The following is a 26,755-nucleotide window of genomic DNA, read 5'->3' on the forward strand; positions in this document are numbered from 1 at the left end:
TGTGCCTGAACGCCCTACCCACTCCACCCGCCTGCTGGCCCGTCGTTCCTGGCCGGAGGCCCGCTTCCTGGCCGACGTGCTGCGCACCGAGACGGTCGGCGGCGGGCTGCTGCTGCTCGGCGCCGCCCTCGCCCTGGTCTGGGCCAACTCCCCGTGGCGCGCGGCGTACACCGCGCTGGGCCGGTGGGTGCCGTGGCCCGGCGGCGCCGACCTGCACCTCGATCTGAGCCTCAACACCTGGGCCGCCGACGGGCTGCTGGCGATCTTCTTCTTCGTGGTCGGGCTGGAACTCAAGCGCGAGTTCGTCGCCGGTGACCTGCGCGACCCCCGGCGGGCCGCGTTGCCGGTGGTCGCCGCCGTCGGCGGCATGGTGGTGCCGGCGCTGTTCTACCTGGCGGTGACGGCGAGCGCCGGTGGCACCGGGCTGCGCGGCTGGGCGATCCCCACCGCCACCGACATCGCCTTCGCGCTCGCCGTGCTCGCGGTGATCGGCTCCCACCTGCCGTCGGGGCTGCGGGCGTTCCTGCTCACCCTCGCGGTGGTCGACGACCTGCTGGCGATCACCGTCATCGCGGTGTTCTACACCTCCGACTTCCACCCGCTGCCGCTGCTCGGCGCGCTGCTGCCGATCGCCGGCTTCGCGCTGCTGGTGCAGCGGCGGCGCACCTGGTGGTGGGCGTTGCTCCCGCTCGCCGCGACCGCCTGGGTGCTGGTGCACGCGTCCGGGGTGCACGCCACGGTGGCCGGGGTGCTGCTCGGCTTCACCGTGCCGGTGCTGACCGGCCGCAACGGCGAGCCCGGGCTGGCCGAACGGCTGGAGCACCGCTGGCGGCCGATCTCCGCCGGCCTCGCCGTGCCGGTCTTCGCGTTCTTCGCCGCCGGGGTGTCGCTCGTCGACGTCGACCTGGGTGAGATCGTGCGCGACCCGGTGGTGCTCGGGGTGGCCGGCGGCCTGGTGATCGGCAAGGTGATCGGGGTGCTCGGCTCGGCGTTCCTGCTCGCCCGGTTCACCCGCGCCGAACTCGACGAGGAGATCACCTGGGCGGACCTGGCCGGTCTCGCGCTGCTGGCCGGCATCGGCTTCACGGTGTCGCTGCTCATCGGCGAGCTGGCGTTCGCGCCGGGCAGCCCGGAGGACGCCCGGGTCAAGGCCGCCGTGCTGGCCGGCTCGCTGATCTCCGCCGGCCTGGCCGCCGCCGTGCTGATGCGCCGCAACAAGGTCTACCGACGCATCAGCGAGCGGGAGAGCCGGGACGACGACGGTGACGGCATCCCGGACGTCTACCAGGAACGGCACGCCTGAACCGGACGCGCCCGTCGCCGCCCGGTCGGGCGGCGACGGGCGCACGGCGATCAGCGGGTTTCCTCGGCACGCCGGTCGGCGCCCTCGTCCTCCGTCTCCTGCAGCGCGTCGGCGAACGGGGCGGTGAGGTCGTCACCCGGCACCGCGACGCGCTCGTCGCGATCCTGCTCGTCGGCGCGACCGCCGGCCGGCGGCTCCGGCGCCGTGGCGCCCCCGGCGAAGCCGTACTCGTTGGGCTCGTCGTGCCTGCTCATGCGCGGAACCTCCCGGTCGTCCGATTCGGTGGTGTGCCGGGCGGCGTTCGACCACCGCCACGGCGTCACCTCCGCTACTTACCCAGCCCGCCGTTTCCTGATCACCCGCAGGCCGGCTCAGCTCAGCTCCCGCACCGCCTCGAAGATCAGCCACAGGCCACAGATGGCGAACAGCACGGCCGCGCCGTAGCGGATGGTCCGCTCCGGCAGGTGCCGGCCCAGCATCCGGCCCACCAGGATCGCCAGCGCGTCGGCGGCGACCATGCCCAACGTCGAGCCGAGCCAGGTGCCGAACCAGCCGTACTTGGTGGCCAGCGTGATGGTCGCGAGCATGGTCTTGTCGCCCAGCTCGGCCAGGAAGAACGCGACACCGACCGCGACGATCGCCGACTTGCCGGTCTTCTCCGCCTTGCGCTTCTCCTCCTCGGTCAGCTTGTCGCCCCGCAACGTCCAGGCGCCGAAGCCGAGGAACGCCAGACCGGCGATCAGCGAGATCCAGCCCGTGGGCAGGGCGGCGTTGAGGCCGACACCGATGGCCACCGAGGCCAGGTGGACGAGCGCGGTGGCGACCGTGATGCCGATGAGCACCGGCACCGGCCGGAAACGGGTGGCGAACGTCAGCGCCATGAGCTGGGACTTGTCGCCCAGCTCGGCGACGAAGATGACGCCGAAGCTGATCACCAGCGCGACGAGGAAACCCTCCATGTGAACCTTCCCGATCAAGCCGGGAGGAGAGACGGGGACGCCCTCGACCCGGCTGCGACAGCCTGAGTCGAAGGTCTCGCCCGCCCCGGAGACCGGGGCCGCGTGGCCGGATGCGGAACGCACCAGTGTGTCGACCACGACATTGCGGGCTACTCCCCTTCGCGCCGACCAGCCTAGCCGATCACCGTCGGGCCCGCCCGGCGGGTGTGGCCGGCGCCACGGGCCTCAGTCGGCCCGGGCCAGGCTCACCCCGAACAGCCCGTCCGGGTCGGTCCAGAACGCCCGGCGGGCGAACCCGGCCGCGGCCAGCTCGTCGGCGATCCCGGCCGGCCGGAACTTCGCCGAGACCTCGGTCCGCAGCTCCTCCCCGGCCGCGAACGCCACGTCCAGGTCCAACGCCGCCACCCGCACCCGGGCCGGACGCTCGGCACGCAGCCGCATCTCGATCCACTCCCGGGCCGGGTCCCAGACCGCCACGTGGCGGAACGCCTCGACGTCGAAGTCCGCGCCCAACTCCCGGTTGACCACCCGCAGCACGTTACGGTTGAACTCGGCGGTCACGCCGGCCGCGTCGTCGTAGGCGGGGACGACCACGCCCGGGTCCTTCACCAGGTCGGTGCCGATCAACAGCCAGTCGCCGGCCTCCAACGCCGCGCGGGTGGCGGCCAGGAACCCGGTCCGCTCCGCCGGCAGCAGGTTGCCGATCGTGCCGCCGAGGAACGCCACCAGCCGCCGGCCGCCGGTAGGCAGCCGGTCCAGGTGGCGGGTGAAGTCGCCCACGATGCCCCGCACTCGCAACCCCGGGTACGCGGCGGCGATCTGCTCGGTGGAGGAGCGCAACGCGCTGACCGAGACGTCCAGCGGCACGAACGTGCCCAGGTCGCCGTGGCGGGTGAACGCGTCCAGGAGCAGCCGGGTCTTCTCCGACGAGCCCGAGCCCAGCTCGATCAGCGTCTTCGCGCCGGTCATCGCCGCCACGTCGTCCGCGTGCGCGGCCAGCACCGCCCGCTCGGCCCGGGTCGGGTAGTACTCCGGCAGTCTGGTGATCTCCTCGAACAGCTCGCTGCCCCGGGCGTCGTAGAACCACTTCGGCGGCAGCCACTTCGGCGACGCGGTCAACCCGACCCGCACGTCCTCCCGCAGCGCACGGTCGAGGTCCCGCTCCTCCAGGTGGATCTCCAGCGGCTCCGCGCTCATCGACTGTCCTCTCTGCTACAGGTGGATGGCCATGGTCAGGCGGTGGTCAGCTCACGGACGTCCAGCCCGTCGGCGCGGGCCAGCACCAGCCGGTCGTCCGGCACCGCCTGCCAACCGGGGTCGTCGTCGAACGGCTCGGAGGCCAGCACCACCGAGCCGGGGCCGCGCCGCACCGACAGCGCGTGCCCGGACACGCTCGCCGCCACCGTCGAGCCGTCGGTGAGCAGCAGGTTCAGCCGCGAGCCGGGGGCGGCGGCGGCGACCTGCGCGACCGTGTCGGCCACCGCCTCGCCGAGCCCCGCGCCGGCGCGCAGCCGGTGCCGGACCAGCGCCCAGAGCACCGCCGAGTCGGTCGGCACCTCCAGGGTGAGCAGGTCCCGCACCGGCAACCCGGCGGCGAGCGGGACCAGGGTGTCCGGCCAGCCCCGCACCACGCCGTTGTGGCTGAACAGCCAACGCCCCTCGGCGAACGGCGCGGCGGCGGTCTCGTGCAGCGGCATGCCCACCGTCGCGGAGCGGACCGCGGCCAGCACCGCTCCGGCGGACGTCACGGCGGCCAACTCGGGCAGCGTCGTGTCGCTCCACATCGGCTGGGCCCGCCGGTAGCGGACCGGATCGGCGCCGTCGGGATACCAGCCGACCCCGAATCCGTCAGCGTTTATGGTGCCGCCGCCACGCATGTCGCGCGGCGCCCAGGACTGCCGCAGCAGCCCGTACGGCGGGTCGTGCAGCAGGCTCCGCAGGGTGACCGGTGGACCGAGATAGGCGAGGTGACGGCACATCGGCCCGGTTCACTCCCCGGCCTCGCGGGCGCAGCGGAAACCGCTGAAGATCTGCCGCCGGATCGGGTAGTCCCAGTTGCGGAACGTGCCCCGGCAGGCCGACCGGTCGGTGCCGAACGAGCCGCCGCGCAGCACCCGGTGCTCGTCGCCGAAGAAGACCTCCGAGTATTCGCGGTAGGGGAACGCGGTGAAGCCCGGATGCCCGTGGAACGTGTCGGCGGTCCACTCCCACACGTCGCCGATCAACTGGTGCACGCCCAGCGGCGAGACGCCCTCCGGGTACGCGCCCACCGGCGCCGGCCACAGGTGACGCTGCCCCAGGTTGGCGTGCGCGGCGTCCGGGTCCTCGTCGCCCCAGGGGTAGCGGCGGGAGCGCCCGGTCGCCGGGTCCCACCGCGCCGCCTTCTCCCACTCCGCCTCGGTGGGCAGCCGCTTGCCAGCCCAGGCCGCGTACGCCTGCGCCTCGTACCAGCAGACGTGCACCACCGGCTCGTCGTCGCGCACCGCCGACCAGCGGCCGAACCGGCGGTACGCCCACCCGTCGCCGTCGCGCCGCCAGTGCAGCGGCGCGCTCAGGTCGGCCTCGACCCGGTGCCGCCAGCCGGCCTCGCTCCACCAGCGCGACTCCTGGTAGCCGCCGTCGGCGATGAACGCGCGGTAGTCGCCGTTCGTCACCGGCGCGGCGTCGATCAGGTAGGCGGGCAGGTCCACGGTGTGCGCCGGGCGTTCGTTGTCCAGTGCCCACGGGTCGGTGGAGGTGCCCATGGTGAACGGTCCGGCCGGCACCAGCACCTCACCGGCGACGGACGCCCGGGGCTCGGGCGGAGGTGCGGCGTCCAGCACCGGGACGCCGGCGCGCAGCTGGTGGGTGGCGAGCATCGTCTCGTCGTGCTGCTGCTCGTGCTGCACGATCATGCCGAACGCGAAGCCGTCCTCGACCAGCCGCCGGTCGGTGAACCGGATGCCGTCCAGCAGGTCGTGCACCTTGTCCCGCACCGTGCGCACGTACGCCCGCGCCTCGGCCGGCGGCAGCAGCGGCAGCGACGGCCGATCCTTGCGGGGCTGCTTGAACGCGTCGTAGAGATCGTCGATGTCGCGGCGCACCGGCTCGCGCCCGCCGACGTCGCGCACCAGCCACAGTTCCTCCTGGTTGCCGACGTGCGCCAGGTCCCAGACCAGCGGCGACATCAGGGTGGAGTGCTGCCGGACCAGCTCGTCGTCGTCCACCGCGTCGGTCAGCGACGCGGTGCGGGCTCGGGTGCGCTCCAGCTCCGCGGCGATGCGGGCGCGCAGTTGCTCGGTGTCCGTTCCCGGCCGCTCGGTGGTGGTCACCGGTGTCCCCTCTCCGCGGCGGCACGACGCCGCCGGATCGCTCGTCGGGTCTCGTCGTGGAGCCCGGCCGGCAGGTCCAGCCCGGGCAGGGCGGTCAGCGCGAGGTCGAACAGCGTCGCCGCGGCGACCGCCAGCGGACGCTCGGCCAGCCCGCGCCGGGCCGCCGCGTGCCAGCGGTCGGCGACCGGGCCGGCCGCCGCGAGCGCGTCGCGGGTGGTCGACGGGTCGGCGAAGAGCGCGGCCAGCACCACCAACGGCACGGTCCACTCCCGGGCGGGCTGGGCGTCCAGATAGCGCAGTTCCAGGTAGCCACGGGGGCGCACAGGTGGGAAGAGTGTGCTGACGTGGTATTCCAGGTCGTCGGTGGTGGGCGGGCGGGGCAGCGCCCCGGCCACCCAGTCGGCGAAGGTCACGCCCGCCGGCGGGCTCCAGTCGGGGCGGTCGCCGCGGACGCAGAGCAGCGGCGCGGCGAGCACGTATTCGGTCCAGGCGGCCACCGGGTCGTGCTCGGCGTCCGCCGGTGACCAGACCGGGCGGGTGCGCGCCGGGTCGATCGCCAGCCAGGCGGCCATCCGAGCGGACGCCCACCCGGTAGGGCGGCCCGCGTGCCGGTCGGCGGTGGCGAAGGCGGCCAGCAGCGGCGGGCCGACCGCGTGCGCGGCGGCCCACCGCCGCGCCAGTTGCTCCGGCTCGCCCGCGTCCAGGCAGACCTGCAGCCCGGCGGTGCTGTACATCATCGTCCGGCCGGCCGGACCGCGCCTGTCGAAGACGCCGCGCATGGCGCGATAGCGGGGGGTGTCGACGACCGGACGCGGTGACCGCCACGGGTCCATCCCGGTGCCGCCCAGCACGAGGCCGGCGGCGTCCAGCAGGGCCCGCAGCTCGGCGACGTCGGCCTCGGTGGCGAGGACGAGCGCGGCGATCGACGGTTGCGGCGGGGCGGATATCTCCACCTGCCCGCCGGGCTCCACGGTCACGGCGGCGCCGTGCCGGAGCTCGTCGGCGGGAGCGGTGGGGTCGAGGGTGACGGGGCTGTGCCGTCCCAGCGCCTCGCGCAGTCGCTCGCGGCCGACCGGACGGGTCGGGTCCGCGGCGTCGTGCACGGTCCATTCCAGTTCGACGCCGGTGAGGGTGGGTGGACCGGTCTTGAAGCAGATCCGGGCCAGGTGCCCGCGGGCGGCGGTCTCGTCGGCCAGGACGGTGGCCCGGTCCAGTTCCGGCGACATCACCACGTGACGGCTCCTCTCGCGGGGAGGGGCGACCACGACGTCGCCCTGGACCCGGCCGGGACGGGCCGGTTCGCGCGTCCCACCATCTTCTGTCTAGCAGACGAAACCCGCGCGCCCGGAAAGATGAATTTTTGTACCGAATCTGATCGGGCCGGACGGCTCAGCCGTCGTCCCCGCCGTCCGACGATTTCTTCGGCTTCGGCTTCGGCTTCGGCTTCGGCTTCGGCACCGCCGAGGTCGGGTCCGTCGCCCGGCAGTAGCTCTCCACCCGGTCGGCGCCACCGGCGGCGGCCACCAGGCCGGCGAAGCCCGGTGTGGTCAGCGCCTTGGCCCGTTGCCGTTCCGACTTGGCCAGGTAGGCGCGGCACTGACCGGCCAGGTCGCCGTCCGGCGGCGGCGGGGCCGGGCGGCCCCCGGGCGGCGGCGTGACGGGGGCCGGCGACGTGGGCGACGTCGGCGACGGCGACGCCCCGGACGCCTCACCGGCGGGGCCGCTGGGCGCCGGGCGCGACGGCCCGGCGCCGCCCGGCCCGGTGCCGGCCGTGGTCGACGTCGGCGGGATCACCGGCGCCGGGCTCCGGTCCAGCCGCACGGCGGCGAAGGCCACCCCGGCGACCGCGGTGGCGGCGAGGCCGGACAGGGCGGCGGCGATCCGGAGCCGGCGACGCGGGCGGGGCGCCCGGGCCGTGGGCGCCGCGCGGGCCGCCCGGAAGGCGGCGAGCGCCTGCTCCTCACCGTCCATCTCGTTGCCGCCGGTCGGAGCGGCCGCGGCGGCGAGCAGTCGGGCCAGCGGGTCGGCGTCCCCGGGTGGCGGCGCGGCGCGCGCGGCGTCGAGACGCCGGTCGGACTCCGCCCGGTCGGCGGGCCCGGGAGAGTTCATGCCGTTTCCCCTCACGTCAGCCCTCCGCCGGCTCGGCCTCGGGCGCGTGCGGCGCCGGGCGGTCGGTGCGGGGACGGGGCAGCAGTGCCTCCCCCGCGCCGTGCGGGACCGTGGCGCCCGCGTTGTCCGGCGCACCCTCCCCGGCGCGTTCCAGCATCGCCGCCAACCGGCGCAGCCCCCGGTGCGCCGCCGTGCGCACCGCGCCGGCCCGCCGGCCGAGCACCCGCCCGGCGGTCTCCGCGTCGAGGCCGACGACCGCCCGGAGCATCACCGCTTCCGCCTCGGCCGGCGGCAGGGTGCGGATCAGCGCCAGCGCGCTCGCGGTGCCGATGGCCTCACCGGCGCGGTCGGCGGTGTCGGCGTCCGCCGCCAGATCGTTGAGGGCCTGCACCGGCACCGGGACCACGGGTCGCCGCCGCAACCGGCGCAGGTGGTCCATGGCCCGGTTGCGGGCGATGGTGACCGCCCAGGCCCGGAACTCGCCGCCGGCGAACGAGGGCAGGTCCCGGGAGATCTGCAACCAGGCTTCCGAGGCCACGTCCTCGGCGTCGCCGCCGACCAGGGTGGTCAGGTATCGCAGCAGGGCCGGTTGGAGGCTGCGGTAGAGGAAGCGGAACGCCTCCTCGTCACCGGCCTGCGCCGCGGCGACCGCCTCGGTCAGCTTCCCGGTCACGGTCGCCGCCCGGCCCGGGCGGGCGCCTCGGGGCGGGCGTACGCGGATGCGGGCGCCCACACCGTCATCCGCACCTCGGCCCCCCGGTTGAGCTGATCGGCACCCGACTCGACGCCGGTGCGCGCTGGACAACGCCGCCGGCACGGCCGGGGCGGGACATACCGTACCGGCGACGCGGGGCGACCGGGAGCCCGGCCGCCCCGCGACGGGCGAACGGGCGGCCGGCAAGGCACGGACCGGCGAAAAAGGGAGAGAAATGTCTAAGGCCGTCGTCGGCGTGTCGGGGTAACGAAGATCACCCCGTCGACGCTGCGCATGGTGATGGATGGGGCGGATCCGGCCGGAAGAGGGGGACGTCCAGCGTTTTCTGGCCGATCGTACCCGGCCGGTCACGGTCAGCGCACCCGCCGCCGCGCCCCCGGCCGTTCGGCCGACCGGCCCACGGCCGCTCGCCGGTCGCGACCGGAGAGATCGCCGGAAATACTCCGGGACCGCTATGGGTACGGTATGGGGATGCTCACCTCCGACGTCGTACTCAGCGGTCGGTACCGCCTTGATGACCGTGTCGCCACCGGCGGCATGGGCGACGTCTGGCGCGCCCAGGACCTGGTGCTCGGCCGTCAGGTGGCGGTGAAGGTGCTCCTTCCGGCACTGGTCAACGACCCCGACTTCATCGCCCGGTTCCGCTCCGAGGCCCGGATCATGGCGTCGCTGCGCCACCCCGGCGTGGTCCAGGTCTTCGACTGCGGCGAGGACGAGCTGCCCGACGGCAGCCGCGCCGACTACCTGGTCATGGAGTTCGTCGCCGGCGAACCGCTGTCCCGCCGGATCGAGGACGCCGGGCAGCTCGAGGTCGCCGAGACCATGTCGATCGTGGCCCAGGTGGCGCAGGCGCTGCACGGGGCGCACGGCCGGGGCATCGTCCACCGCGACGTGAAGCCGAGCAACCTGCTCGTGCAGGACGACGGCACCGTGGTGCTCGTCGACTTCGGGGTGGCCCGCTCGACGAACGTCACCAGCATCACCAGCACGAACGCGGTGCCCGGCACCGCCCTCTACATGGCGCCCGAGCAGGCCGCCGGCCGACCGGTCTCGGGCGCCACGGACGTGTACGCGCTCGGCGCGGTCGCCTACTGCTGCCTGACCGGCAGCCCGCCGTTCACCGGCGACAACCCGCTCCAGGTGGCGGTGCGTCACCTCGACGACGAACCGCCGGAGCTGCCGGCGGAGATCCCGGCGCCGGTCCGTGAGCTGGTCGCCCGGGCGCTGGCGAAGGACCCGGCCGACCGCTTTCCCAGCGCCGCGGCGATGGCCGAGGCCGCCCGGGCCGCGCGGAGCGTGTCGCCCACCGCGACGGTGCCGGCCGCGCTGCGCGGCGCGGCGGGTCCGGCGCCGACCCGTGGCGACCAGCCGGTGGTGCGGCCGGTGGCCGCCGCGCCGCCCCGCCGCCCGGGCCGGCGCGGTGCGCTGGTCGGCGCGGCGGGCGCGGTGCTGGTGGCGGTGACCGCGCTGGGCGCGATGCTGGCCGCGGCCGGGGACGCGGAGGCGCCGGCCACCCAGCTCGATCCCAGTGCGCCCGCGGTGGCGCCGAGCAACTCGGTAGCCGACACCGCGGTCACCGGTGAGCCGCCGACCGGCAGCACCGACACCTGGCGCCCGACCGGTTCGAGTGGGCGGCCCTCGGCCTCGGTGTCGGTGTCGCCCAGCGCCTCGCCCAGCGGGTCGGCGCAGCCGAGCCCGTCGGACATCCCGTCGACGGCCCCGACCGCGCCGAGCACCGCGCCGACCACCAGCCCGCCCCCGGCCCAGACCACCGCGCCGACCGAGACCACCTCCACCGCCACGACGGACCCGGCCGGCGGAGGGGACGGGGGCGGTGATCCGGGCGGCGACGCCGGCGGTCAGCCGATCCTGCGCCCCTGACCGATCGGACCCGGTCCGGCCCCGCCGCCCCGGCACCTGATCAACCGCCGGGGGTGACCAGCCCGCTCTCATAGGCCAGCACGACCGCCTGGACGCGATCGCGGAGCCGGAGCTTGGCCAGGATCCGCCCGACGTGCGTCTTCACGGTCGCCTCCGCGACGTGCGCCCGGGCGGCGATCTCGGCGTTGGACAGCCCCTGCGCCACCAGCAGCAGCACCTCCCGCTCCCGCTCGGTGAGCTGAGCCAGCCGCGGGTCCTCGGTCGGCGCCGGGCCGAGTTGCCCGGCGAACCGGTCGAGCAGCCGTCGGGTGATCGACGGGGCCACCACGGAGTCGCCCTCGGCGACCACCTGGATCGCGGTGAGCAGTTCCTCCGGCGGCACGTTCTTGAGCAGGAAGCCGCTCGCCCCGGCGCGCAGCGCGGCGAACGCGTCGGCCTCGGTGTCGAACGTGGTCAGCACCAGCACCCGCGGGACCCTGCCGGTCGACCGGGCGCAGATCCGCCGGGTCGCCTCCACCCCGTCCATGGTGGGCATCCGCAGGTCCATCACCACCACGTCGACCTCGACCCGGTCCAGCACCCGCAGCGCGTCCGCGCCGTCGATCGCCTCGCCGACCACCACCAGGTCCGGTTGCGAGTCGAGCACCATCCGGAAGCCGGCGCGCACCAGCGCCTGGTCGTCGACGATCATCACTCGTACGGTCACGCCGCCGCGCTCCCTTCCTCCCGGCCGACCGCCACGGGCAGCGGCAGCCGCGCCTCGACCCACCAGCCGCCGGCCAGCGTGGGACCGGCGGCGAGGCTGCCGTCGTACACCCCGACCCGTTCCCGCATGCCGACCAGACCGTGCCCGCCGGACGGCGCCGGCCGGACCACCGGCCGGCCACGGCCGTCGTCGACGGCCCGGACCGCGACGGCGTCCGCGCCCCAGTCGAGCGTCACCTCGACCGACGCGCCGACCCCGGCGTGCTTGAGCGCGTTGGTCAGGCTCTCCTGCACCACCCGGTAGACGGTCAGTTCCAGGCCGGGCGGCAGCGCCACCGGGGTACCGACGCCGCCGCAGTCGATGCGCAACCCGGCCGCGCGGAACCGGTCGAGCAACGCGGGCAGTTCCACCAGCGCGGGCCGCCGGTGCGCCGGCTCGCCGGCGGGCTCGTCCGCCACCGCGGCCGGCTCCGGGCGGCTGGTTTCCCGGAGTACGCCGACCAGCCGCCGCATCTCCTCCAGCGCCTGTCGGCCGGTGTCCGCCACCACCTTTGCCGCCTCCCGCGCGGTCGCCGGATCCCGGTCGAGCGTGAACCGCACACCGTCCGCCTGCACGATCATCACGGCCAGGCTGTGCGCGACCACGTCGTGCAGTTCGCGGGCGATGCGGGTGCGTTCCTCGGCGACCGCCGCACGGGACTCCGCCTCCCGCTCCCGGTCCGCCGTCGCGGCGCGCTCCTCCAGGCTGAGCACGTAGAGGCGGCGGGTCCGCACGTTCAGGCCGACCAGCCACACCGCGCCGGTGACCAGGCCGTAGTAGAGCGCGCCCGCCCACCAGGGCGCCGGACCGGGCCAGGAGAGCGCGGAGAGCAGCACGCCGATGCCGGCGCCGATGCCGGCCAGGATGCCGTCGCGCGACCGGTCGGCGTACTTGACCACGCTGTAGAGCGCGATCAGCACGCCGATGTCGTAGCCGAGCGGGCCCCAGCCGACGATCACCTGGAGCAGCGCCAGCGCGGCCACCGCGACGGCGACCGCGGAGGGGTGGGTGCGCCGGAAGAACAGCACCGCCGCCATCGCCGCGCCGACCGCGAACGCCGGCAGGCCGCCCTGCTCGGCCACGAGGCCCAGCACGGCGAAGAGGGCGACCAACCCGGACACGGCGGCGTCGAACGCGACGCCGCGTAACGGGCGGCCGAGGATCAGGCGGTCCACGGTCACCCAGCGTACGGGGTGGGCCGCGGGTCGGAGCCGGCCCGCGGAACGACGCCCAGCTCACCCTCGGCGGCTCCTGGTCGGCCTACTGGTACAACGGTCACATCTACTCCAGCGACATCCAGAAGGGGCTCGACGTAACCCGGGCGGGTTACCTGAGCTGGTGACCCGCCCGCGGCCCGGCCGGGGCCGGCGCACCACGGCATGCCGGGCCCGGCACAGCGAACGGACACCCGGGTGACCATCGACCACCGGACGGCAATGCCGACGGACGAGCGGATCCGCTCGTCGCACCAGCGGTACGCGCCCACCGAGGAGGCGTTCCGGCTCGTCCGGACGCACTGCCGGATCGTCTGCGAGATGGCGGAGGAGCTGCTCGACCGGCACGGCGGCGGGCTCGACCGCGCCCTGGTGCGGGCCGGCAGCCTGCTGCACGACATCGGCGTCTACCGCCTGTACGGCGCCGACGGGCGGTTCGACGAGGCGAACTATGTCCGGCACGGGATCCTGGGGCACGCGCTGCTGCGTGACGCCGGCCTGCCCGAGTCGCCCGCCGGCACGGGCACCCGATCGGCTAGCTCACCGGCAGCCGGTAGCCGCGCGCGCCGCCGCCGGCGGTCACCACCCGCACCTCGCCGCTGCGCAGCCCGTACGTCACCGACCAGCGGGTGTGCGGCTGGCGCACCGCGTCGAGCAGCCGCAGCGCGCCGGCGGCGTCGACCTTCCCGCCGGCGCGGTCCAGTTCCTTCGCCAGCACCCCGTACCGGTGGTCCCGGCGCAGGTCCTTCTCGGCCACCCCGACCGCGGGCACGTTCGTCAACGCCTGCCACGGCCCGCGCCGGCGGTCCACCCGCAGCGTCCCGTCGACGAACTCGACGACCGCAGAGGTGCCGGTGGCGTCCGCCAGCAGGTAGTGCAGCGGCGGGCCGCCGTCGAAGTCCAGGTTGTAGCGGCCGAACACGGCGACCGCCTCGTCCACGGTGGCCGCCGAGTCGAGCACCAGGCGCAGGATACGCACCGAGCCGACGGTCGGCCGCCCGGGCACCGGCTCGGCCCGGGCGCCGTCGTCGGCGGCCAGGCCCACGGCGAGACCCCGCTCGTTCATGCCGTCGAACGGCAGCAGGGGCGCGTCGAGCAACCGCCGGTCACCGGTCGGGTCGGCGGTGACCCCCAGGTAGGAGATGTCGACCAGGGAGATCGACGCGTGCCCGTCCGGCGGGTCGGTGCGCAGCACCAGCGCCGGGTTCCGGTCCCAGTCGAAGTTGCGGGCGAACAGCGGACGGTCGCGGTCGGCGACAGCGGCGAAGAGGGAGCAGCCGAACGGGCTCGGCGGGGTGCCACCGGCCAGGCCGGCGGTCGGGTCGTAGTCGCCGACGTAGGTCATCTCGTACAGCGGCAGGTCGTCGACCTTGCGCAGGCTGGCCAGCGTCCGCTCGACCTGGCCGGGGTCCTGCCGGGAGGCGGTGGGCGGGCCGGCCGTGGGCGGGCCGGACGGCGTGCGTCCCTCCCCGCAGGCGGTGCCGAGCAGGAGCAGGGCGAGCCCGGTGGCGACGAGGGTCCTCCGCATGCCCGTGACGCTAGAAGAGACCGCGTGCGGTGTCCATCGAGGAATCGGCCGAGCCGCGGGGTGCGCCGTCTCGTCGTCACACCCCCATCTCGGCCTCGTACGCCCGCCGGAACCGGCGCCGGGCGCCGGGCGCGAGGCAGAGGTGCCAGGCGTGGCCCTCGTCGACCAGGTTGATCTCGCCGGTGTCCTGCCGGGCCAACAGCAGCCCGGCGAGAGCCGCGCGGGCGCCGAACCGCCCGTACCAGTCCAGTTCCACATCGGCCGCCCAGCCCTGACTGTGCCCGCTGGGCACCACGGCCGCGTGGCCCCGCCGACGCAGCCGGTGCTGGTGCTCCGCGCTGCGGGTCAGGCTGGTCACCCAGAGCGGCGGCGTGCCGGGGCGGCTGACCGCGGCGAACTCCCGGGCCAGGTCGTTGAGGAGGGCGATCATCTCGCGGCGGGCCCGGGGAATCAGCAGCCCCTCGGTGGGCGGGGCGGCGCCCGGACGCACGAGACGCCGGACCGTCCGCCACCCACGGCCGAGCGTGGTGGCGGGCTGCTCCCGGTAGCGGAAGCCGAGCAGGCCCCGCCGGCGCAGCCATTCCAGGTCGACCAGGTCGATGCTGGTGCGTACCTGCTCGTCGGTGAGCAGGGTCGGGGTGTCCCGCCACCACAGGGCGTCGACGCGGGACAGCAGATGGACCCGGACCAGCGCGGTCAGATCCGGCGTCGAGGCGCCGGCGGCGGGCTGGTGACGGGCCAGCTCCAGCAGCAGCGTCTCCCGGGCGCCGACCAGCCCCTGCGGGGTCGCGTCGAGCACGGCCGCGATGGCCGGCTCACGCAGCCGCTGGTCGAGCAGCACCTGGCGGGCGGTGGTCGACGGGGTGTCCGCCAGCGCCCCCACCTCGACCAGCAACTCCGCCACCGCGGACCGGTAGGCGGCCAGGTCCGGCCGCGCGCCTTCGGCGGGCCGGTCGCCCGACGGCAGCCGGCGGGTGGGAGTGGTGGACGCGACGGCGGGACCGGGCTGGCGACCTGGGCTGCGGTTGGGCACTCGCATGGTCTCCGCCCCCTCTCGGCAGGACACGGCGTAGTCGAACCTGCACAAAAGGTAATAGGACGGGCGGGGGTCACCGGGAACAATCCTCCCGAACGTGCCCGATCAGGTGGCCACGTCGAGGCCCGTGCCGGTTCGGCGAGGTGGCGGCATCGACGGCCCGCCGCCGGGACCGGATCAGGCGCCCGGGCGCATGCGGGCGGTGGTCAGCTCGCACACCGTGCGGGTGCCGCCGTCGTAGCTGCGGGCCGCCACGAACTCCCCGGTCGGGCGGTCCGCCCCGGCCAGCGCCCGCGCCCGGCGCCGGTCCGCGCCCCGCATGCGCAGCGCCAGGCTCAGGTGCGGCACCCAGCGACCCGGCAGATGCCACGGGTGCGGGCCGGGCGCGCCGGCGAGCACGTCCCAGACCGCCCCGTGCAGCGCGACCAGTTGCGGCGTCGGGCGGAGCAGCCAGACCAGCGGGGCGCTGCCGTCGAGGACCGCGATCCGGTCCAGCCGGACGGGCAGCGGCAGCGCGGCGTCGCAGAGGTCGGCCAGGCGCTGTTCGGCGCCGGGCGGGAACCCGTCGACCGCGGCGAGTGTCAGGTGTGGCCGGTTCGTGGGGTGCGTGTTGCCGGCCAGGCTGGGCAACCCGGCGTCGGCGAGCCGGCGCCAGGCCGCCCGCACCGCCGCATCCAGCTCCGGCGAACAGAGCAGCTCGACCGTCCGCACGGATTCAGGCTAGCCGCCGAGGGCGGGCCGTGGGCGACACCGCTGCTCAGGCTGCCGGGCGACCACCGACCGAAAAATGCTAAGACAGTTTCCGCATCAACTTTCGTCACCCGCCACAATCAATTCACCTTTCCGGATTCGCGCGTCGAGCCGTCCCGTGATACGAATAGGAAACGAGAGTACGGCATTGACGCTGACCGCTGCTCACGTCGCCTCGCCCCGCCGGCAGCACCTCGCCACAAGCGCTTCGAGCAGCCGCAAAGGCTCGAAGAGCGAGTTGACAATGCGCTGCACCGAGATTGCCGGGACGCGACGGAATCGGAACCCGCGACGCCGATCGAAAAGAGGGATAGCCATGTCGAGAGTCACCCGAAAAGCACTGCGCGCACTGCTGGCCGCCGGTTGTGCCGCCGGCCTGGTCGCGGCCAATGGGTCGCCCGCCAGCGCCGCGACGTACACCGGATATCTCCAGGGCACCTGCGCGCAGGCGCCCGGAAGCGCCTACCGGCTCCAGATGAAGATCCCGGTCAACGAGCTCAACGTGCCGGTCGTCTACAGCAACGGCAGCACCGGCACGATCAGCGCCACCACCGCCTTCATGACCATGAACGTCGAGTGGTGCTCCAACGGCAGCGCGGTCACCTACGCCAAGATCGTGTCCAGCAATGCGGACCGCACCAGCGGCGGCGTCAGCACCAACCTGGAACGGAAGAGCTACACCAAGTCCGGCACCCCGCCGACCGCCGTCGGTGGACCGTACACGCTGGGCACGGCGGCCACCTGGGGCCGGAACTTCTCCGGCACGGTCAGCGGCCAGCCGTTCGGCGTCGGCGGATCGCTCACCTTCACGCCGGCCAACTTCACCTCGACCATGACGGTCAAGGTCTACCCGACCGACGCCCGGGTCGAGTGCACCGGCACCGCGGTCGGCCACCCGGAGTTCTGCAGTCTCAACTACTGATCCGCCAGGTGGACGCCCGGTGGCGGGAGCGGCGCACCCGCCACCGGGCGCCGACCGGTGGTCCGGCACCACCACGCTGCGGGCCGGCCGGCCCGTGGCCCCGGGCCGTGGCGCGGAGCACAGCCGGGGCCGTCCGGTCCGACGGCGCGGGTGGCGTGGCGAACGTTTGCGCCGGTCGCCGCGACCGGCGTCCGGCGGTGATGAAAGGCTTGCCGCATGAGCGCCGCACCGACCCCGACCGACCCCACCACTCCCGCCGACGCCGAGGACGCCACCGCCTTCGCGGATCTCGGGCTGCGCGCCGAGCTGCTGAAGGCGCTGGCCACCCTCGGCTACGAGGAGCCGACGCCGATCCAGAGCGAGGCCATCCCGCCGCTGCTGGCCGGCCGGGACCTGCTGGGCCAGGCGGCGACCGGCACCGGCAAGACCGCCGCGTTCGCCCTGCCGCTGCTGCAGCGGATGCCGGTCGCGCGCCCGGACGGCGATCCGGTGTCACTGGTGCTGGTGCCGACGCGGGAACTGGCCGTGCAGGTCTCCGAGGCGTTCCACCGTTACGGCAAGGATCTGGGGGCCCGGGTCCTGCCGATCTACGGGGGCCAGCCGATCGGCCGGCAGCTTCGCGCCCTCGACCACGGGGTGGACGTGGTGGTGGCGACCCCCGGGCGTGCGCTCGACCACATCGCCCGGGGCACGCTGCGACTCGGATCGCTGGCCACCGTGGTGCTGGACGAGGCGGACGAGATGCTCGACATGGGCTTCGCCGAGGACATCGAGGCGATCCTGGAGCACGCCCCCGACGGCCGGCAGACGGTGCTCTTCTCGGCCACCATGCCTAGCCGGATCGACGGCCTGGCGCGACAGCACCTGAACGACCCGGTCCGGATCCGGATCGAGCGCGAACGCCCGGTGGCCGGAGCGGCGCCGCGGGTGCGCCAGAGCGCCTACCTGGTGGCCCGGGCACACAAGCCGGCGGCGCTGGGCCGGGTGCTGGACGTCGAGTCACCCACCGCGGCGATCGTGTTCTGCCGCAGCCGGGAAGAGGTGGACCGGCTCACCGAGACGATGAACGGCCGGGGCTACCGGGCCGAGGCGTTGCACGGCGGGATGAGCCAGGAGCAGCGGGACCGGGTGATGGGCCGGCTGCGGAGCGGGACCGCGGACCTGCTGGTCGCCACCGACGTGGCGGCGCGCGGGCTGGACGTCGAGCAGCTCACCCACGTGGTGAACTACGACGTCCCGTCCGCGCCGGAGGCGTACGTGCACCGGATCGGGCGGGTGGGCCGGGCCGGGCGGGAGGGGGTGGCGATCACCCTCGCCGAGCCGCGCGAGCACCGGATGCTCAAGACGATCGAACGGGTCACCGGTCAGCGGATCGCGATCGACAAGATCCCGACGGTCGCCGACCTGCGGACCCGACGGTTCGAGCTGACCCAGGCCGCGGTGCGGGAGGCCCTGCTCGAAGACGACCTGGAGCCGTTCCGGGCGGTCGTCGAGTCGCTTACCGACGAGTTCGACCTGATGGAGGTCGCGCTCGCCGCGGTCCGGCTGGCGCACGAGGCCACGCTGCCCGGCACCGCCGACGAGGAGGAGATCCCGCAGGTCGCCGTCCGCTCCAACCGGGAGGCCAGGCCGGGGTACGACAGCCGCGACCGACGAGGCGGCGCACGCCCCCGCGGCGCGGGCACCACGCAGGTCTTCATCGGGCTGGGCCGCCGGGCCGGGGTGCGACCGCAGGACCTGGTCGGCGCGATCACCGGGGAGACCCGGGTCAGCGGGCGGGACATCGGCTCGATCGAGATCGCCGACCGGTTCTCCCTGGTGGAGGTGCCGCAGGAGGTGGCCGACGAGGTGATCCACGGGCTGCGGGGCAGCACCATCAAGGGTCGCAAGGCAACCGTCCGCCGCGACCGCGACGACGCCGACCGCCGCGACCGCCGGTAAGGAGGGGCCCCCTCTTAACGCCAGCGGTAGAGCACGGGCCCCCTGTTAACGCCCGGCCCAAGGCCACCGGGCCGGCAGCAGGCCCAGGGTGGGCGCGCTGCCGGCCCGGCGGCCCGGTTGTTAAGCGGGGCCCCCTGTTATGCAGAAAGCGTTAACAGGGGGCCCCTCCTTGCGCCTCAGGCGGTGGTGAGCGGCTGGCCGCCGAGGCTCTGCGCGTCGACCTCGGCCGGGCGCAGCGCCAGCGCGAGCACGTCGGCGACGTCGGCGAGGGTGTGCACGGTCAGCGCCTGCCGCACCTCGGCGGGCAGGTCGTCCAGGTCCGGCTCGTTGCGCTTCGGGATGATGACCTCGGTCAGGCCGGCCCGGTGCGCGGCGAGCAGCTTCTGCTTCACGCCGCCGATGGGCAGCACCCGGCCGGAGAGGGTCACCTCGCCGGTCATCCCGAACTCGGGCCGGACCGGCCGGCCGGTGACCAGGGACGCCAACGCGGTCACCATGGTGATGCCGGCGCTCGGGCCGTCCTTCGGCACCGCCCCCGCGGGCACGTGCAGGTGGATCCGCCGCCCGGCGAGGGCATTCGGGTCCAACCCGTACCGGCGCCCGTTGGAGCGCAGGTACGACCAGGCGATGTGTGCCGACTCCTTCATGACGTCGCCGAGCTGGCCGGTGAGGGTCAGCCCCGGCTCGCCCTCCATCGAGGTCGCCTCGATGAAGAGCACGTCACCGCCGGCGCCGGTGACGGCCAGGCCGGTCGCCACGCCGGGCACCGCGGTGCGCTCGGCCGACTCCGGGGTGAACTTCGGCCGGCCGAGGTAACGGGCCAGGTTGCCGGCGTCGACCCGCACCGGCGCGGGCTCGGTGGCCAGCGCGACGGTCACCTTGCGCAAAATCTTGGCGAGCGCCCGTTCGAGCTGCCGGACACCGGCCTCCCGGGTGTACTCGCCGGCGATCAGCGCGAGCGCCTCGTCGGCGACGGTCACCTCGTCGGTGGTCAGCCCAGCCCGTTCCCGCTGCCGGGGCAGCAGGTGGTCACGGGCGATGGCCACCTTCTCGTCCTCGGTGTAGCCGTCCAGCGTGACCAGCTCCATCCGGTCCAGCAGCGGGCCGGGCACGTTCTCCACCACGTTTGCGGTGGCCAGGAAGAGCACGTCGGACAGGTCGAGGTCGACTTCGAGGTAGTGGTCGCGGAAGGTGTGGTTCTGCGCCGGGTCGAGCACCTCCAGCAGGGCCGCCGCCGGGTCACCGGCGTAGCCGACGGCCAGCTTGTCGACCTCGTCGAGGAGCACCACCGGGTTCATCGAGCCGGCCTCGCGCAGCGCCCGCACGATCCGGCCGGGCAGCGCGCCCACGTAGGTGCGCCGGTGGCCCCGGATCTCCGCCTCGTCGCGCACGCCGCCGAGGGAGACCCGGACGAACTCGCGCCCGAGCGCCCGGGCGACCGACTCGCCGAGGCTGGTCTTGCCGACGCCGGGCGGGCCGGCCAGGGCGAGCACCGCGCCGGAGCCGCGCCCGCCGACCACCCCCAGGTTGCGCTGCGCGCGGCGGTTGCGGACCGCGAGGTACTCCAGGATGCGGTCCTTCACGTCGGCCAGGCCGGCGTGGTCGGCGTCGAGCACCGCCCGGGCCGCGGCCAGGTCGGTGTGGTCCTGGGTACGCCTGTTCCACGGCATTTCGAGGACCGTGTCGAGCCAGGTCCGGATCCAGCCCGCCTCGGGTGAGGCGTCGCTGGCCCGTTCCAGCTTGCCGACCTCGCGCAGCGCGGCCTCGCGGACGTTGTCCGGCAGGTCGGCGGCCTCGACCCGGGCCCGGTAGTCGGCGGAGCCGTCCGGCTCGTCCTCGCCGAGTTCCTTGCGGATCGCGGCGAGCTGCTGGCGGAGCAGGAACTCGCGTTGGGACTTCTCCAGTCCGTCGCGGACATCGCTGTTGATCTGCTCGGTGACCTCCTGCTCGGCCAGGTGCTCCTTCACCCAGCCGACCAGCAGCTCCAGCCGGGCGGTGACGTCGGGCGCGGCGAGCAGCTCGGTCTTCTGCGTCAGGCTGAGCCAGGGCGCGTAGCCGGCCGAGTCGGCCAGCTCGGAGAGGTCGGTCATCCGCTCCATCGCGTCGATGACCTGCCAGGCGCCGCGCTGCTGGAGCACCGAGGTCATCAGCGCCCGGTACTCGCGGGCCAGTTCCCGGGCACGGCCGGCCGGGGCCGGCTCGTCGAGGGCGGTCGCCTCGACCCAGAGGGCGGCGCCGGGGCCGGGCACGCCGGAGCCGATGCGGGCCCGGGCGAGACCGCGGACCACGGCCGCCGGCTCACCGCTGGGCAGCCGGCCCACCTTCTCGATGGTGGCGACCACGCCGACCGAGCCGTACTCGCCGTCGATGCGGGGTACGGCCAGCAGCTTCCTGTCGCCGGTCGCGCGGGCCGCGTCGACCGCGGCCTGGGTGGTCGGGTCGAGGGTCACCGGGACGACCATCCCGGGCAGCAGGACGGCGTCGGTCAGGGGAAGTACCGGAAGAGTTGCCATCGAACACCTGCCATCACGTTGGTTGAGCGTGTCTGGCTCAAGTAACAAACCATGCCCCTTGTTCCAGCTTGTGACCCAGCACACACCCGCAGCGCGGTCCGTCGCCACGCTCCCCCGGCCTTTTCGCCGGCACCGATTCCCCGCGACCCGCCGAATGGAACGGGTCGGGTATTGTTGCGGAATTACCACCTGGTAGGCCAAACTCTTAGCCACACCCCGCCCGACACAGGGAGTAATGGCGATGGCAAGGAAAGTAATCACCGTTCTGACCGACGACCTCGACGGCGGAAAGGCCGATCGGACCGTCGAGTTCAGCCTGGACGGCGTGGCGTACACGATCGACGTCTCCGACGAGAACGCCGGCGTCCTCCGCAAGGCCCTGGACCCCTACATCAGTGCTGGCCGGCGCATCGGCCGCGGACCGGTCGACGCCGGTCGCACGACTCGGCGCCCGACCCGGCCGAGCACCTCGGGAATGGACCGCGAGCAGAACCGCGCCATCCGCGAATGGGCCACCAAGAACGGCTACGAGATTTCCGAGCGGGGCCGCATCCCGGTCTCCGTGGTGGAGGCGTACAAGAACCGCTGAGCCTCCGGCTCACCGTCGGGCGCCGGGGCCACGCCGAGAAATCGGTGTGGCCCCGGTCGAGTTTGTCCGGTCGACAATTTTCGCGCCACGGCGTCAGGGTGGCACCAACTTTCCTGACGCCCGACCGGCGGGAGCCGCCCGGGTCGTCCCGGGCGGCTCCCGCCGTCGTCGTCCTCCTCAGTTGACCTGAATGCGCACCACGTCGATGGCCGGGGTCTGGTTGGCCCGCTCCATCATCGGGATCCGGTGCGAACCGTCACCGGCCCAGACCGAGCACTGGGCCAGGCCCGAATCCGGCAGGCCCGGGACCTGGATCAGCACGTCGTCCGGCTGGCCCCCGCCCTTACCGTCCTCGGTGGCGACGAAGAAGGCGGGCACGTCCTGCGGATTCGGGGGCTGCCGGGTGCTGCCGAGCATCCGGCACGCGGTGTGGAAGTGACCGCGGACCAGGCCCTGGTCGTTGAGCAGCGAACTCTCCAGGTAGTAGCCGCCCTGCCCGGCGGCGAGGAAGCGGTCCCGCACCAGGTTCTTGGTGGTGACCCCCAGGGTGAACGGCTGGTTGCGCCGCACCCGGTTCGGGAACTGGGTGATCAACAGCGACGGGTTGTTCGCCGCGGCGGCGACCTCACCGAAGGCGGTGCTCACGCAGCGGTTGCCGTTCTGGAAGCCGTCGTGCGCCGCCAGGCGGCTGTCCGTGCAGTCCTTGGCCAACACCTCGAGCCCGTTGTTGCCACCGTTGTCGTTGCCGCCACCGCCATTGTTGTTGCCACCGTTGTTGTTGCCACCGTTCTGACCACCACCGTTGTCACCGCCGTTCTGCGCGTTGTCGGCGAGGGCGCACTGGGCGAGTTCGTCCAGGCCCTGCGGGCGCTGGCCGCCGCGGCCGATGGCGGTGGCGATCCGGTTCAGGATGGCGGTCCGCTTGTCCGCGAGCGGACGCAGGATGGCGTTGTCGATGAAGTTGCCGCCGTTGCGGCCCTCCGCCGCGAGCCGCCGGTTCGCCTCGGCGATCTGGCTCTCCAGCAGCGCCAGGTTCCGGTCCACCTCGGCGCGGGCCCGGTCGGGCACCTGCGGCAGCTTGCTCTTGACGTCCGGGCAGGCCACGGTCGGGGCGCCGGCGCCCGCGCCGCCCGCGTTCGTCTGCTGGCACTCGGCTGCGGACATTTGGCCGTCACCCCAGTGGTTGCGCACCCAGCGGCCGTTCTGCCAGGTCCGGGTGGTGCTGCCCTGGCCACCCGGAGCGGTCGCGCCCGGGCTCGACGCCACACAGGACGCCGAGGCGGCACGGGTGGTCCTCCGCTGGTCCTGCGCGGACGAGATCTGGGTGACGGCGACGATGCCGCCGAAGACGGCGAGCGTGCCGACCACGGCCAGCACCCGCTTGCTCCGCGCGTTACCGGATGACCGGCGCGCCCGTGTGGACCTGCGCATCGAATTGCTCTCCTTCTCGATCCGGTAGTTGACTGGCGATCCCGGCGGAAATTCCTCGGGGTGGGATCACCGCGACGCCGTGGTCGCGCGTCAATGGCCGACGATGCCCTCTCCGCACCGTCTCCGCGCCGTCCGGGCGCGGCGGAGGATCTGCGTCCATTCCCGCTTAGGTACGGGGTGCCGTCGGCGAAGGTTCAACCGGGGATCGGAAAAATCGAGAGCCCGGCCGGAACGGACGGATCAGTCGGCGCAGAGATGGTCGAACGTGAAGCCGCCGTCGAAGGAGTCCCGCCGGGCGGCGAGACGTCGCACCTGCTCGCGCAGGTCGTCCCGGTCCACCAGAGACGTCGCGCCGGCGTCGAGGTCACGCAGCCGCTCCCCCAGCGCCACCGCCGCCAGGTCCTCGGCGAGTCGGCCCGGGTCCACCCCGCAGGAGAAACCCCGGCACGTCAGCCGCACCCGCTCCAGCAGGCAGCGCCCGGGCCGCACCTCGACCCAGCTCCAGCCCTCCGCCGGCCCGTCCGTCCACCGCACGTGCAGGCCGCGCACGATCGGGTCGGCCAGCCGGCCCGCCACGTACGCCTCGACCACCTCGGCCCGGGCCAGCGCGCCGAGATCGTTGACCGGACCGCGCCGGCCGTCCGGCAGCCGGCCCACGATGTCGCGGAACCCCACCGTGTCCCCGCCGTCGAGGTCGATGCCCCCGGCGTACGCGCGGGCGTCGAGCAGGTACTCGACGAACCGGCGGACGTGCTCGACGCCCCCGAGCACGGACGACTCGACCCGCAGCAGGGGCAGACCCACCGCGGCGCACACCGCGGCGGTCAGCCGTTCGGCCCGGCGGGCGGGCGAACCGTCGGGCGCGGGCGGGCCGAAGCACGCGGCGAACCGGGGCACGCCCGTGTCCGCGGCGCAGACCACCACGTCGAGGCGAGCCCGACCGGCGGTGCTCCACTGGCTGCCGGTCACCCCCGGCGGGCGCCCCTGCGTCAGCTCGCCGAGCCGCCGGTCGGCGTATCCCACGTGGCCGCCACGGACCAGGCGCGGCGCGGCGCCGGACGGGATCGGCCGCAGCCAGGAGGCGGCCACGCTGCCGGTGCTCGTCATCTCGCCACTGTCCGTCCGTCGCATGCGTCGACGTCCGAGTGTAGGGCGTCGATCATGGGGTCGCCTCGGCGGTGCGGTGGAATCCGGACGCCCGACGGGCGGTGCGCCGCCGGGCCCGGCGATCTAGGCTCGGCGGGTGCACAGCGGACTGACCCCGGAACGGTTCACCAAACGCAGTCTCGTCGCCGTGTCCCATGCCATCGAGCGGGCCGCGCTGGCGGAGGCCGAGGACGGCCCACTGGTCGTGTTCGCGCTCTTCCAGCGGCTGCCGTACTTCGAGCGGGAGCGCGCGGTCTACCGACGCATCGCCGACCGGGCGACCGCCACCGTGGTCGCCATGGTCGGTGGGCCCCCGCCGGACCTGCCCGACGGGATCCACGGCGTGGCACTGGACGAGACGGAGGAGCTGGCCCGGGAGTGGAGCCTGGTCGCGCTGACCCCCCGCTTCGGCGCCACGCTCGTGGCGTACGACCGGGGTGAGGTCACGCCGGCACCGACGCTGGAGGCCGGCCGGCTCTTCGAGGGCCGCTGGGGCTTCCGCCGGGACGCCGCGCTGCACGAGGTGATCCGGCTGCGGGAGCGGCTGGCCGAGCGACTGCCCGGCCGGGCCCGCACGGTGCTGGACGACGCGGTCGCCCGGGTGCGGGACATTCCGGCCGGGCCGGGCGAGGCCCGCGCCGAGTCGGCGCTGCGGCTGCTCGCCCGCCGCGGTGACCGCAGCGCTCCGACGGTCGAGACGACGGACGGGATGCTCGACGACGCCGGCCTGCGCCGGTGGAGCGGGGTCGACGGGGTGACCGCCTCCGGCACCCTGCCGGTGGCACTGGTCGGTCTGCGGGTGGACGAACCGGCCGGCTCGCCGGAACGCTTCGGCCGGCGCAGCACGGCCCGCGAGGGCCAGGCCCTGCTCGCCGCGGTCACCGGCGTGCTGCGCCCGGTCGATCGGGCGGTCCGGGTCGCCGACAACGAGTTCCAGCTCATTCTGCCGGCGCTCGGCGAACCGGAGGCGCTGGCCGTGGTGGGCCGGCTGCACGAGGCGATCGGCGCGCTGGCCCGCTCGTTCCCGTTCGTCGCCTACTCGGTGCACGCGGCGGTCGCGGTGACCGCCCGCCGTCCGCTGCCGACGGCGGACCTGCGGGCGGCCGTGCAGTGGGCGGTACGCGAGGGGGTGCCCGTGGCGGGCCTGCCGCCGGAGCCGGCCGTCGACACGGCGGGGGTCCACTGACCGGTCAACGCCAGACGACCACCTCGGTCGACGGCTTGCGGTCGATGTCCGGCACGGTGGCGTCGGGCGCGGGGTAGCCGACCGGGATGATCAGGTATCCCCGCTCCTCGGCCGGCCGGTCGAGCAGCTCGTTGAGGAAGCGCATCGGGCTCGGGGTGTGGGTCAACGTGGCCAGCCCGGCCCGGTGCAGCGCGGCGAGCAGGAAGCCGACCGCTATCCCCACCGACTCCTTGACGTAGTAGGGCCGGGGCGAACGCGGGCCCCGGTGCACCTCGAACACCACGATCACCGCCGGCGCGGTCTCCAGGAACGGCTTGCTCGCATCGGTGCCGAGCGGGGCCAGCGCGGCCAACCACTCCTCGGGCGCCCGGCGCTCGTAGAAGACCCGCTCCTCGGCCTCCGCCGCCACCCGCAGCCGCCGCTTCAACGCCGGATCGGTCAGCACGACGAACCGCCAGGGCTGCCGGTTGGCCCCGCTGGGCGCCGACGCCGCCGCCCGCAACGCCTCAGCCAGCACACCCGGCGGGATCGGCCGGTCGCTGAAGTCGCGTACGGTCCGGCGGCGGACCATCTGGTCGGCGAACTCGCAGGCCCGGGGCAGCGCCTCGGCGGGCGGGACGCCGTAGTCGGGGACCGGCCGGCCGGTCGGGTGGTGAGGCATCCGCTCATTCTCGGCCGGGACGCCGCCACCGGCCACCGGACAGCGCCGTCGATGCGCGAGGATGGGTCGGTACGAGGGGAGGACGGCCGTGCGGGTGGTGTCGTTGGTGCCGTCGCTGACCGAGGCGGTCGCGGCGACCCGGCCGGAGGTCCTGGTCGGCGCGACCGACTGGTGCACCCACCCGGCCGGGTTGGACGTCCCCCGGGTCGGTGGGACGAAGTATCCCGACCTGGACCGCGTCCTCGCGCTGGCGCCCGACCTCGTGCTGCTCAACGAGGAGGAGAACCGGCTGGCCGACGCCCAGGCGCTGCGCGCGGCCGGGATCGGGGTCCGGGTCACCTTCCCGCGTACCGTGCCGGAGGCGCTCGACCAGCTCGGCGGGCTCGTCGCCGCGCTCGGCGTGCCGGTCGAGCCGCCCTGGTTGCGGGCGGCCCGCCGGGCCTGGGCCGCGCCGCCCGCGCCGGCGCGCGTGCGCACCGCTGTGGTGCCGGTGTGGCGGCGGCCCTGGGTGGTGCTGGGCCGGGACACCTTCGCCGGGGACGTGCTGCGCCGGCTCGGCGTGGTCAACGCTTACGCCACCGACCCGGAACGCTACCCCCGCCCGACGCTCGACCACCTGCGCGCACGCGCGCCGGATCTGGTGGTGTTGCCGGACGAGCCGTACCGGTTCACCGCCGGCGACGGGCCCGAGGCGTTCGGCCCGGTGCCCTCGGCGCTGGTCTCCGGCCGGCACCTCACCTGGTACGGCCCGTCGCTGGCCGAGGCGCCGGCGTTGCTCGCCGCCCAGCTCGCCACGCCGGTCTGAGCCGCGAGCG

Annotated in this window: 24 protein-coding genes and 1 pseudogene; 8 read left to right on the plus strand and 17 right to left on the minus strand. The window is 74.6% G+C overall.

Features of this window, described 5'->3' with window-relative positions; translation table 11 throughout:
- Position 1 precedes the first annotated feature (1 nt).
- Positions 2-1,303: a Na+/H+ antiporter NhaA gene (nhaA, locus tag AB0H28_RS14670; protein WP_358039091.1), complete on the plus strand. Its 1,302-nt coding sequence runs from the start codon at positions 2-4 to the stop codon at positions 1,301-1,303.
- Between the two features lie 50 nt (positions 1,304-1,353).
- On the opposite strand, the gene AB0H28_RS14675 is transcribed toward nhaA, so the two are convergent.
- The 8 genes from AB0H28_RS14675 to AB0H28_RS14710 form a co-directional block, all read right to left on the minus strand.
- Positions 1,354-1,557: a hypothetical protein gene (locus AB0H28_RS14675; RefSeq protein WP_358039094.1), complete on the minus strand. Its 204-nt coding sequence runs from the start codon at positions 1,555-1,557 to the stop codon at positions 1,354-1,356.
- 117 nt (positions 1,558-1,674) lie between these two features.
- A complete protein-coding gene (locus tag AB0H28_RS14680) occupies positions 1,675-2,262 on the minus strand; it encodes a TMEM165/GDT1 family protein (RefSeq protein ID WP_358039681.1) in 588 nt (195 codons plus the stop codon).
- A 225-nt stretch (positions 2,263-2,487) separates the two neighbouring features.
- Entirely contained in the window at positions 2,488-3,459 is a 972-nt protein-coding gene (gene egtD, locus AB0H28_RS14685) for an L-histidine N(alpha)-methyltransferase (protein ID WP_358039097.1), read from the minus strand.
- A 35-nt stretch (positions 3,460-3,494) separates the two neighbouring features.
- The gene (gene egtC / locus AB0H28_RS14690; RefSeq protein ID WP_358039100.1) at positions 3,495-4,241 is read right to left on the minus strand and encodes an ergothioneine biosynthesis protein EgtC; all 747 of its coding nucleotides are present in this window, start codon (positions 4,239-4,241) and stop codon (positions 3,495-3,497) included.
- Positions 4,242-4,250: 9 nt separating this feature from the next.
- Positions 4,251-5,573: an ergothioneine biosynthesis protein EgtB gene (gene egtB / locus AB0H28_RS14695; protein ID WP_358039103.1), complete on the minus strand. Its 1,323-nt coding sequence runs from the start codon at positions 5,571-5,573 to the stop codon at positions 4,251-4,253.
- Entirely contained in the window at positions 5,570-6,805 is a 1,236-nt protein-coding gene (gene egtA / locus AB0H28_RS14700) for an ergothioneine biosynthesis glutamate--cysteine ligase EgtA (protein ID WP_358039106.1), read from the minus strand. The genes egtB and egtA overlap by 4 nt, the downstream gene beginning before the upstream one ends.
- Positions 6,806-6,962: 157 nt before the next feature.
- On the minus strand, positions 6,963-7,682 hold the full coding sequence (locus AB0H28_RS14705; protein WP_358039109.1) for a hypothetical protein: 720 nt from the start codon (positions 7,680-7,682) through the stop codon (positions 6,963-6,965).
- 16 nt (positions 7,683-7,698) lie between these two features.
- Positions 7,699-8,355, minus strand: a complete 657-nt coding sequence (locus AB0H28_RS14710; protein WP_358039684.1) for an RNA polymerase sigma factor — start codon at positions 8,353-8,355, stop codon at positions 7,699-7,701.
- A gap of 513 nt (positions 8,356-8,868) precedes the next feature.
- Here AB0H28_RS14710 and AB0H28_RS14715 point away from each other — a divergent pair.
- The gene (locus AB0H28_RS14715; protein WP_358039112.1) at positions 8,869-10,278 is read left to right on the plus strand and encodes a protein kinase; all 1,410 of its coding nucleotides are present in this window, start codon (positions 8,869-8,871) and stop codon (positions 10,276-10,278) included.
- A gap of 40 nt (positions 10,279-10,318) precedes the next feature.
- Here AB0H28_RS14715 and AB0H28_RS14720 read toward each other — a convergent pair whose 3' ends face one another.
- Together AB0H28_RS14720 and AB0H28_RS14725 are read right to left on the minus strand one after the other, a co-directional pair.
- On the minus strand, positions 10,319-10,984 hold the full coding sequence (locus tag AB0H28_RS14720; RefSeq protein ID WP_358039116.1) for a response regulator transcription factor: 666 nt from the start codon (positions 10,982-10,984) through the stop codon (positions 10,319-10,321).
- Positions 10,981-12,204: a histidine kinase gene (locus AB0H28_RS14725; RefSeq protein WP_358039119.1), complete on the minus strand. Its 1,224-nt coding sequence runs from the start codon at positions 12,202-12,204 to the stop codon at positions 10,981-10,983. Before AB0H28_RS14725 ends, AB0H28_RS14720 begins: the two co-directional genes overlap by 4 nt.
- A gap of 255 nt (positions 12,205-12,459) precedes the next feature.
- Here AB0H28_RS14725 and AB0H28_RS14730 point away from each other — a divergent pair.
- Positions 12,460-12,732, plus strand: a pseudogene (locus AB0H28_RS14730) (HD domain-containing protein); the annotation flags it as partial.
- A gap of 40 nt (positions 12,733-12,772) precedes the next feature.
- Here AB0H28_RS14730 and AB0H28_RS14735 read toward each other — a convergent pair.
- The 3 genes from AB0H28_RS14735 to AB0H28_RS14745 all read right to left on the minus strand — a co-directional run bounded on the left by AB0H28_RS14735 (position 12,773) and on the right by AB0H28_RS14745 (position 15,512).
- Positions 12,773-13,765, minus strand: coding sequence for a linear amide C-N hydrolase (locus AB0H28_RS14735; RefSeq protein ID WP_358039122.1), 993 nt, complete (start codon positions 13,763-13,765; stop codon positions 12,773-12,775).
- A 76-nt stretch (positions 13,766-13,841) separates the two neighbouring features.
- Positions 13,842-14,804 carry a DUF5715 family protein gene (locus AB0H28_RS14740; protein WP_358039125.1) on the minus strand — a complete coding sequence of 321 codons (963 nt, stop codon included), beginning with the start codon at positions 14,802-14,804 and terminating at the stop codon, positions 13,842-13,844.
- 174 nt (positions 14,805-14,978) lie between these two features.
- Positions 14,979-15,512, minus strand: a complete 534-nt coding sequence (locus AB0H28_RS14745; RefSeq protein WP_358039128.1) for a 2'-5' RNA ligase family protein — start codon at positions 15,510-15,512, stop codon at positions 14,979-14,981.
- A 355-nt stretch (positions 15,513-15,867) separates the two neighbouring features.
- Here AB0H28_RS14745 and AB0H28_RS14750 point away from each other — a divergent pair, with 355 nt between their 5' ends.
- Both AB0H28_RS14750 and AB0H28_RS14755 read left to right on the plus strand, forming a co-directional pair.
- Positions 15,868-16,473: a hypothetical protein gene (locus AB0H28_RS14750; protein WP_358039131.1), complete on the plus strand. Its 606-nt coding sequence runs from the start codon at positions 15,868-15,870 to the stop codon at positions 16,471-16,473.
- A 216-nt stretch (positions 16,474-16,689) separates the two neighbouring features.
- A complete protein-coding gene (locus AB0H28_RS14755; protein ID WP_358039134.1) occupies positions 16,690-18,414 on the plus strand; it encodes a DEAD/DEAH box helicase in 1,725 nt (574 codons plus the stop codon).
- A 176-nt stretch (positions 18,415-18,590) separates the two neighbouring features.
- On the opposite strand, the gene lon is transcribed toward AB0H28_RS14755, so the two are convergent.
- Positions 18,591-20,927, minus strand: a complete 2,337-nt coding sequence (gene lon, locus AB0H28_RS14760; protein ID WP_358039137.1) for an endopeptidase La — start codon at positions 20,925-20,927, stop codon at positions 18,591-18,593.
- A 241-nt stretch (positions 20,928-21,168) separates the two neighbouring features.
- Between lon and AB0H28_RS14765 the strand changes: the two genes are divergently transcribed.
- Positions 21,169-21,516 (plus strand): Lsr2 family protein, encoded by a 348-nt coding sequence (locus tag AB0H28_RS14765; RefSeq protein WP_358039139.1) that lies wholly within the window; start codon positions 21,169-21,171, stop codon positions 21,514-21,516.
- A 177-nt stretch (positions 21,517-21,693) separates the two neighbouring features.
- Here AB0H28_RS14765 and AB0H28_RS14770 read toward each other — a convergent pair whose 3' ends face one another.
- A complete protein-coding gene (locus AB0H28_RS14770) occupies positions 21,694-22,947 on the minus strand; it encodes a hypothetical protein (protein ID WP_358039142.1) in 1,254 nt (417 codons plus the stop codon).
- 240 nt (positions 22,948-23,187) lie between these two features.
- Entirely contained in the window at positions 23,188-24,054 is an 867-nt protein-coding gene (locus tag AB0H28_RS14775) for a hypothetical protein (protein ID WP_358039145.1), read from the minus strand.
- Positions 24,055-24,190: 136 nt separating this feature from the next.
- Between AB0H28_RS14775 and AB0H28_RS14780 the strand changes: the two genes are divergently transcribed.
- Positions 24,191-25,279: a DICT sensory domain-containing protein gene (locus AB0H28_RS14780; protein WP_358039148.1), complete on the plus strand. Its 1,089-nt coding sequence runs from the start codon at positions 24,191-24,193 to the stop codon at positions 25,277-25,279.
- Positions 25,280-25,283: 4 nt separating this feature from the next.
- On the opposite strand, the gene AB0H28_RS14785 is transcribed toward AB0H28_RS14780, so the two are convergent.
- The gene (locus tag AB0H28_RS14785) at positions 25,284-25,940 is read right to left on the minus strand and encodes a nitroreductase family protein (RefSeq protein ID WP_358039150.1); all 657 of its coding nucleotides are present in this window, start codon (positions 25,938-25,940) and stop codon (positions 25,284-25,286) included.
- 88 nt (positions 25,941-26,028) lie between these two features.
- Here AB0H28_RS14785 and AB0H28_RS14790 point away from each other — a divergent pair, with 88 nt between their 5' ends.
- The gene (locus AB0H28_RS14790) at positions 26,029-26,745 is read left to right on the plus strand and encodes a helical backbone metal receptor (RefSeq protein WP_358039153.1); all 717 of its coding nucleotides are present in this window, start codon (positions 26,029-26,031) and stop codon (positions 26,743-26,745) included.
- The last annotated feature ends 10 nt before the right edge of the window (positions 26,746-26,755 follow it).

It is taken from the genome of Micromonospora sp. NPDC050980 (assembly GCF_040653835.1).
Lineage (GTDB): Bacteria > Actinomycetota > Actinomycetes > Mycobacteriales > Micromonosporaceae > Micromonospora.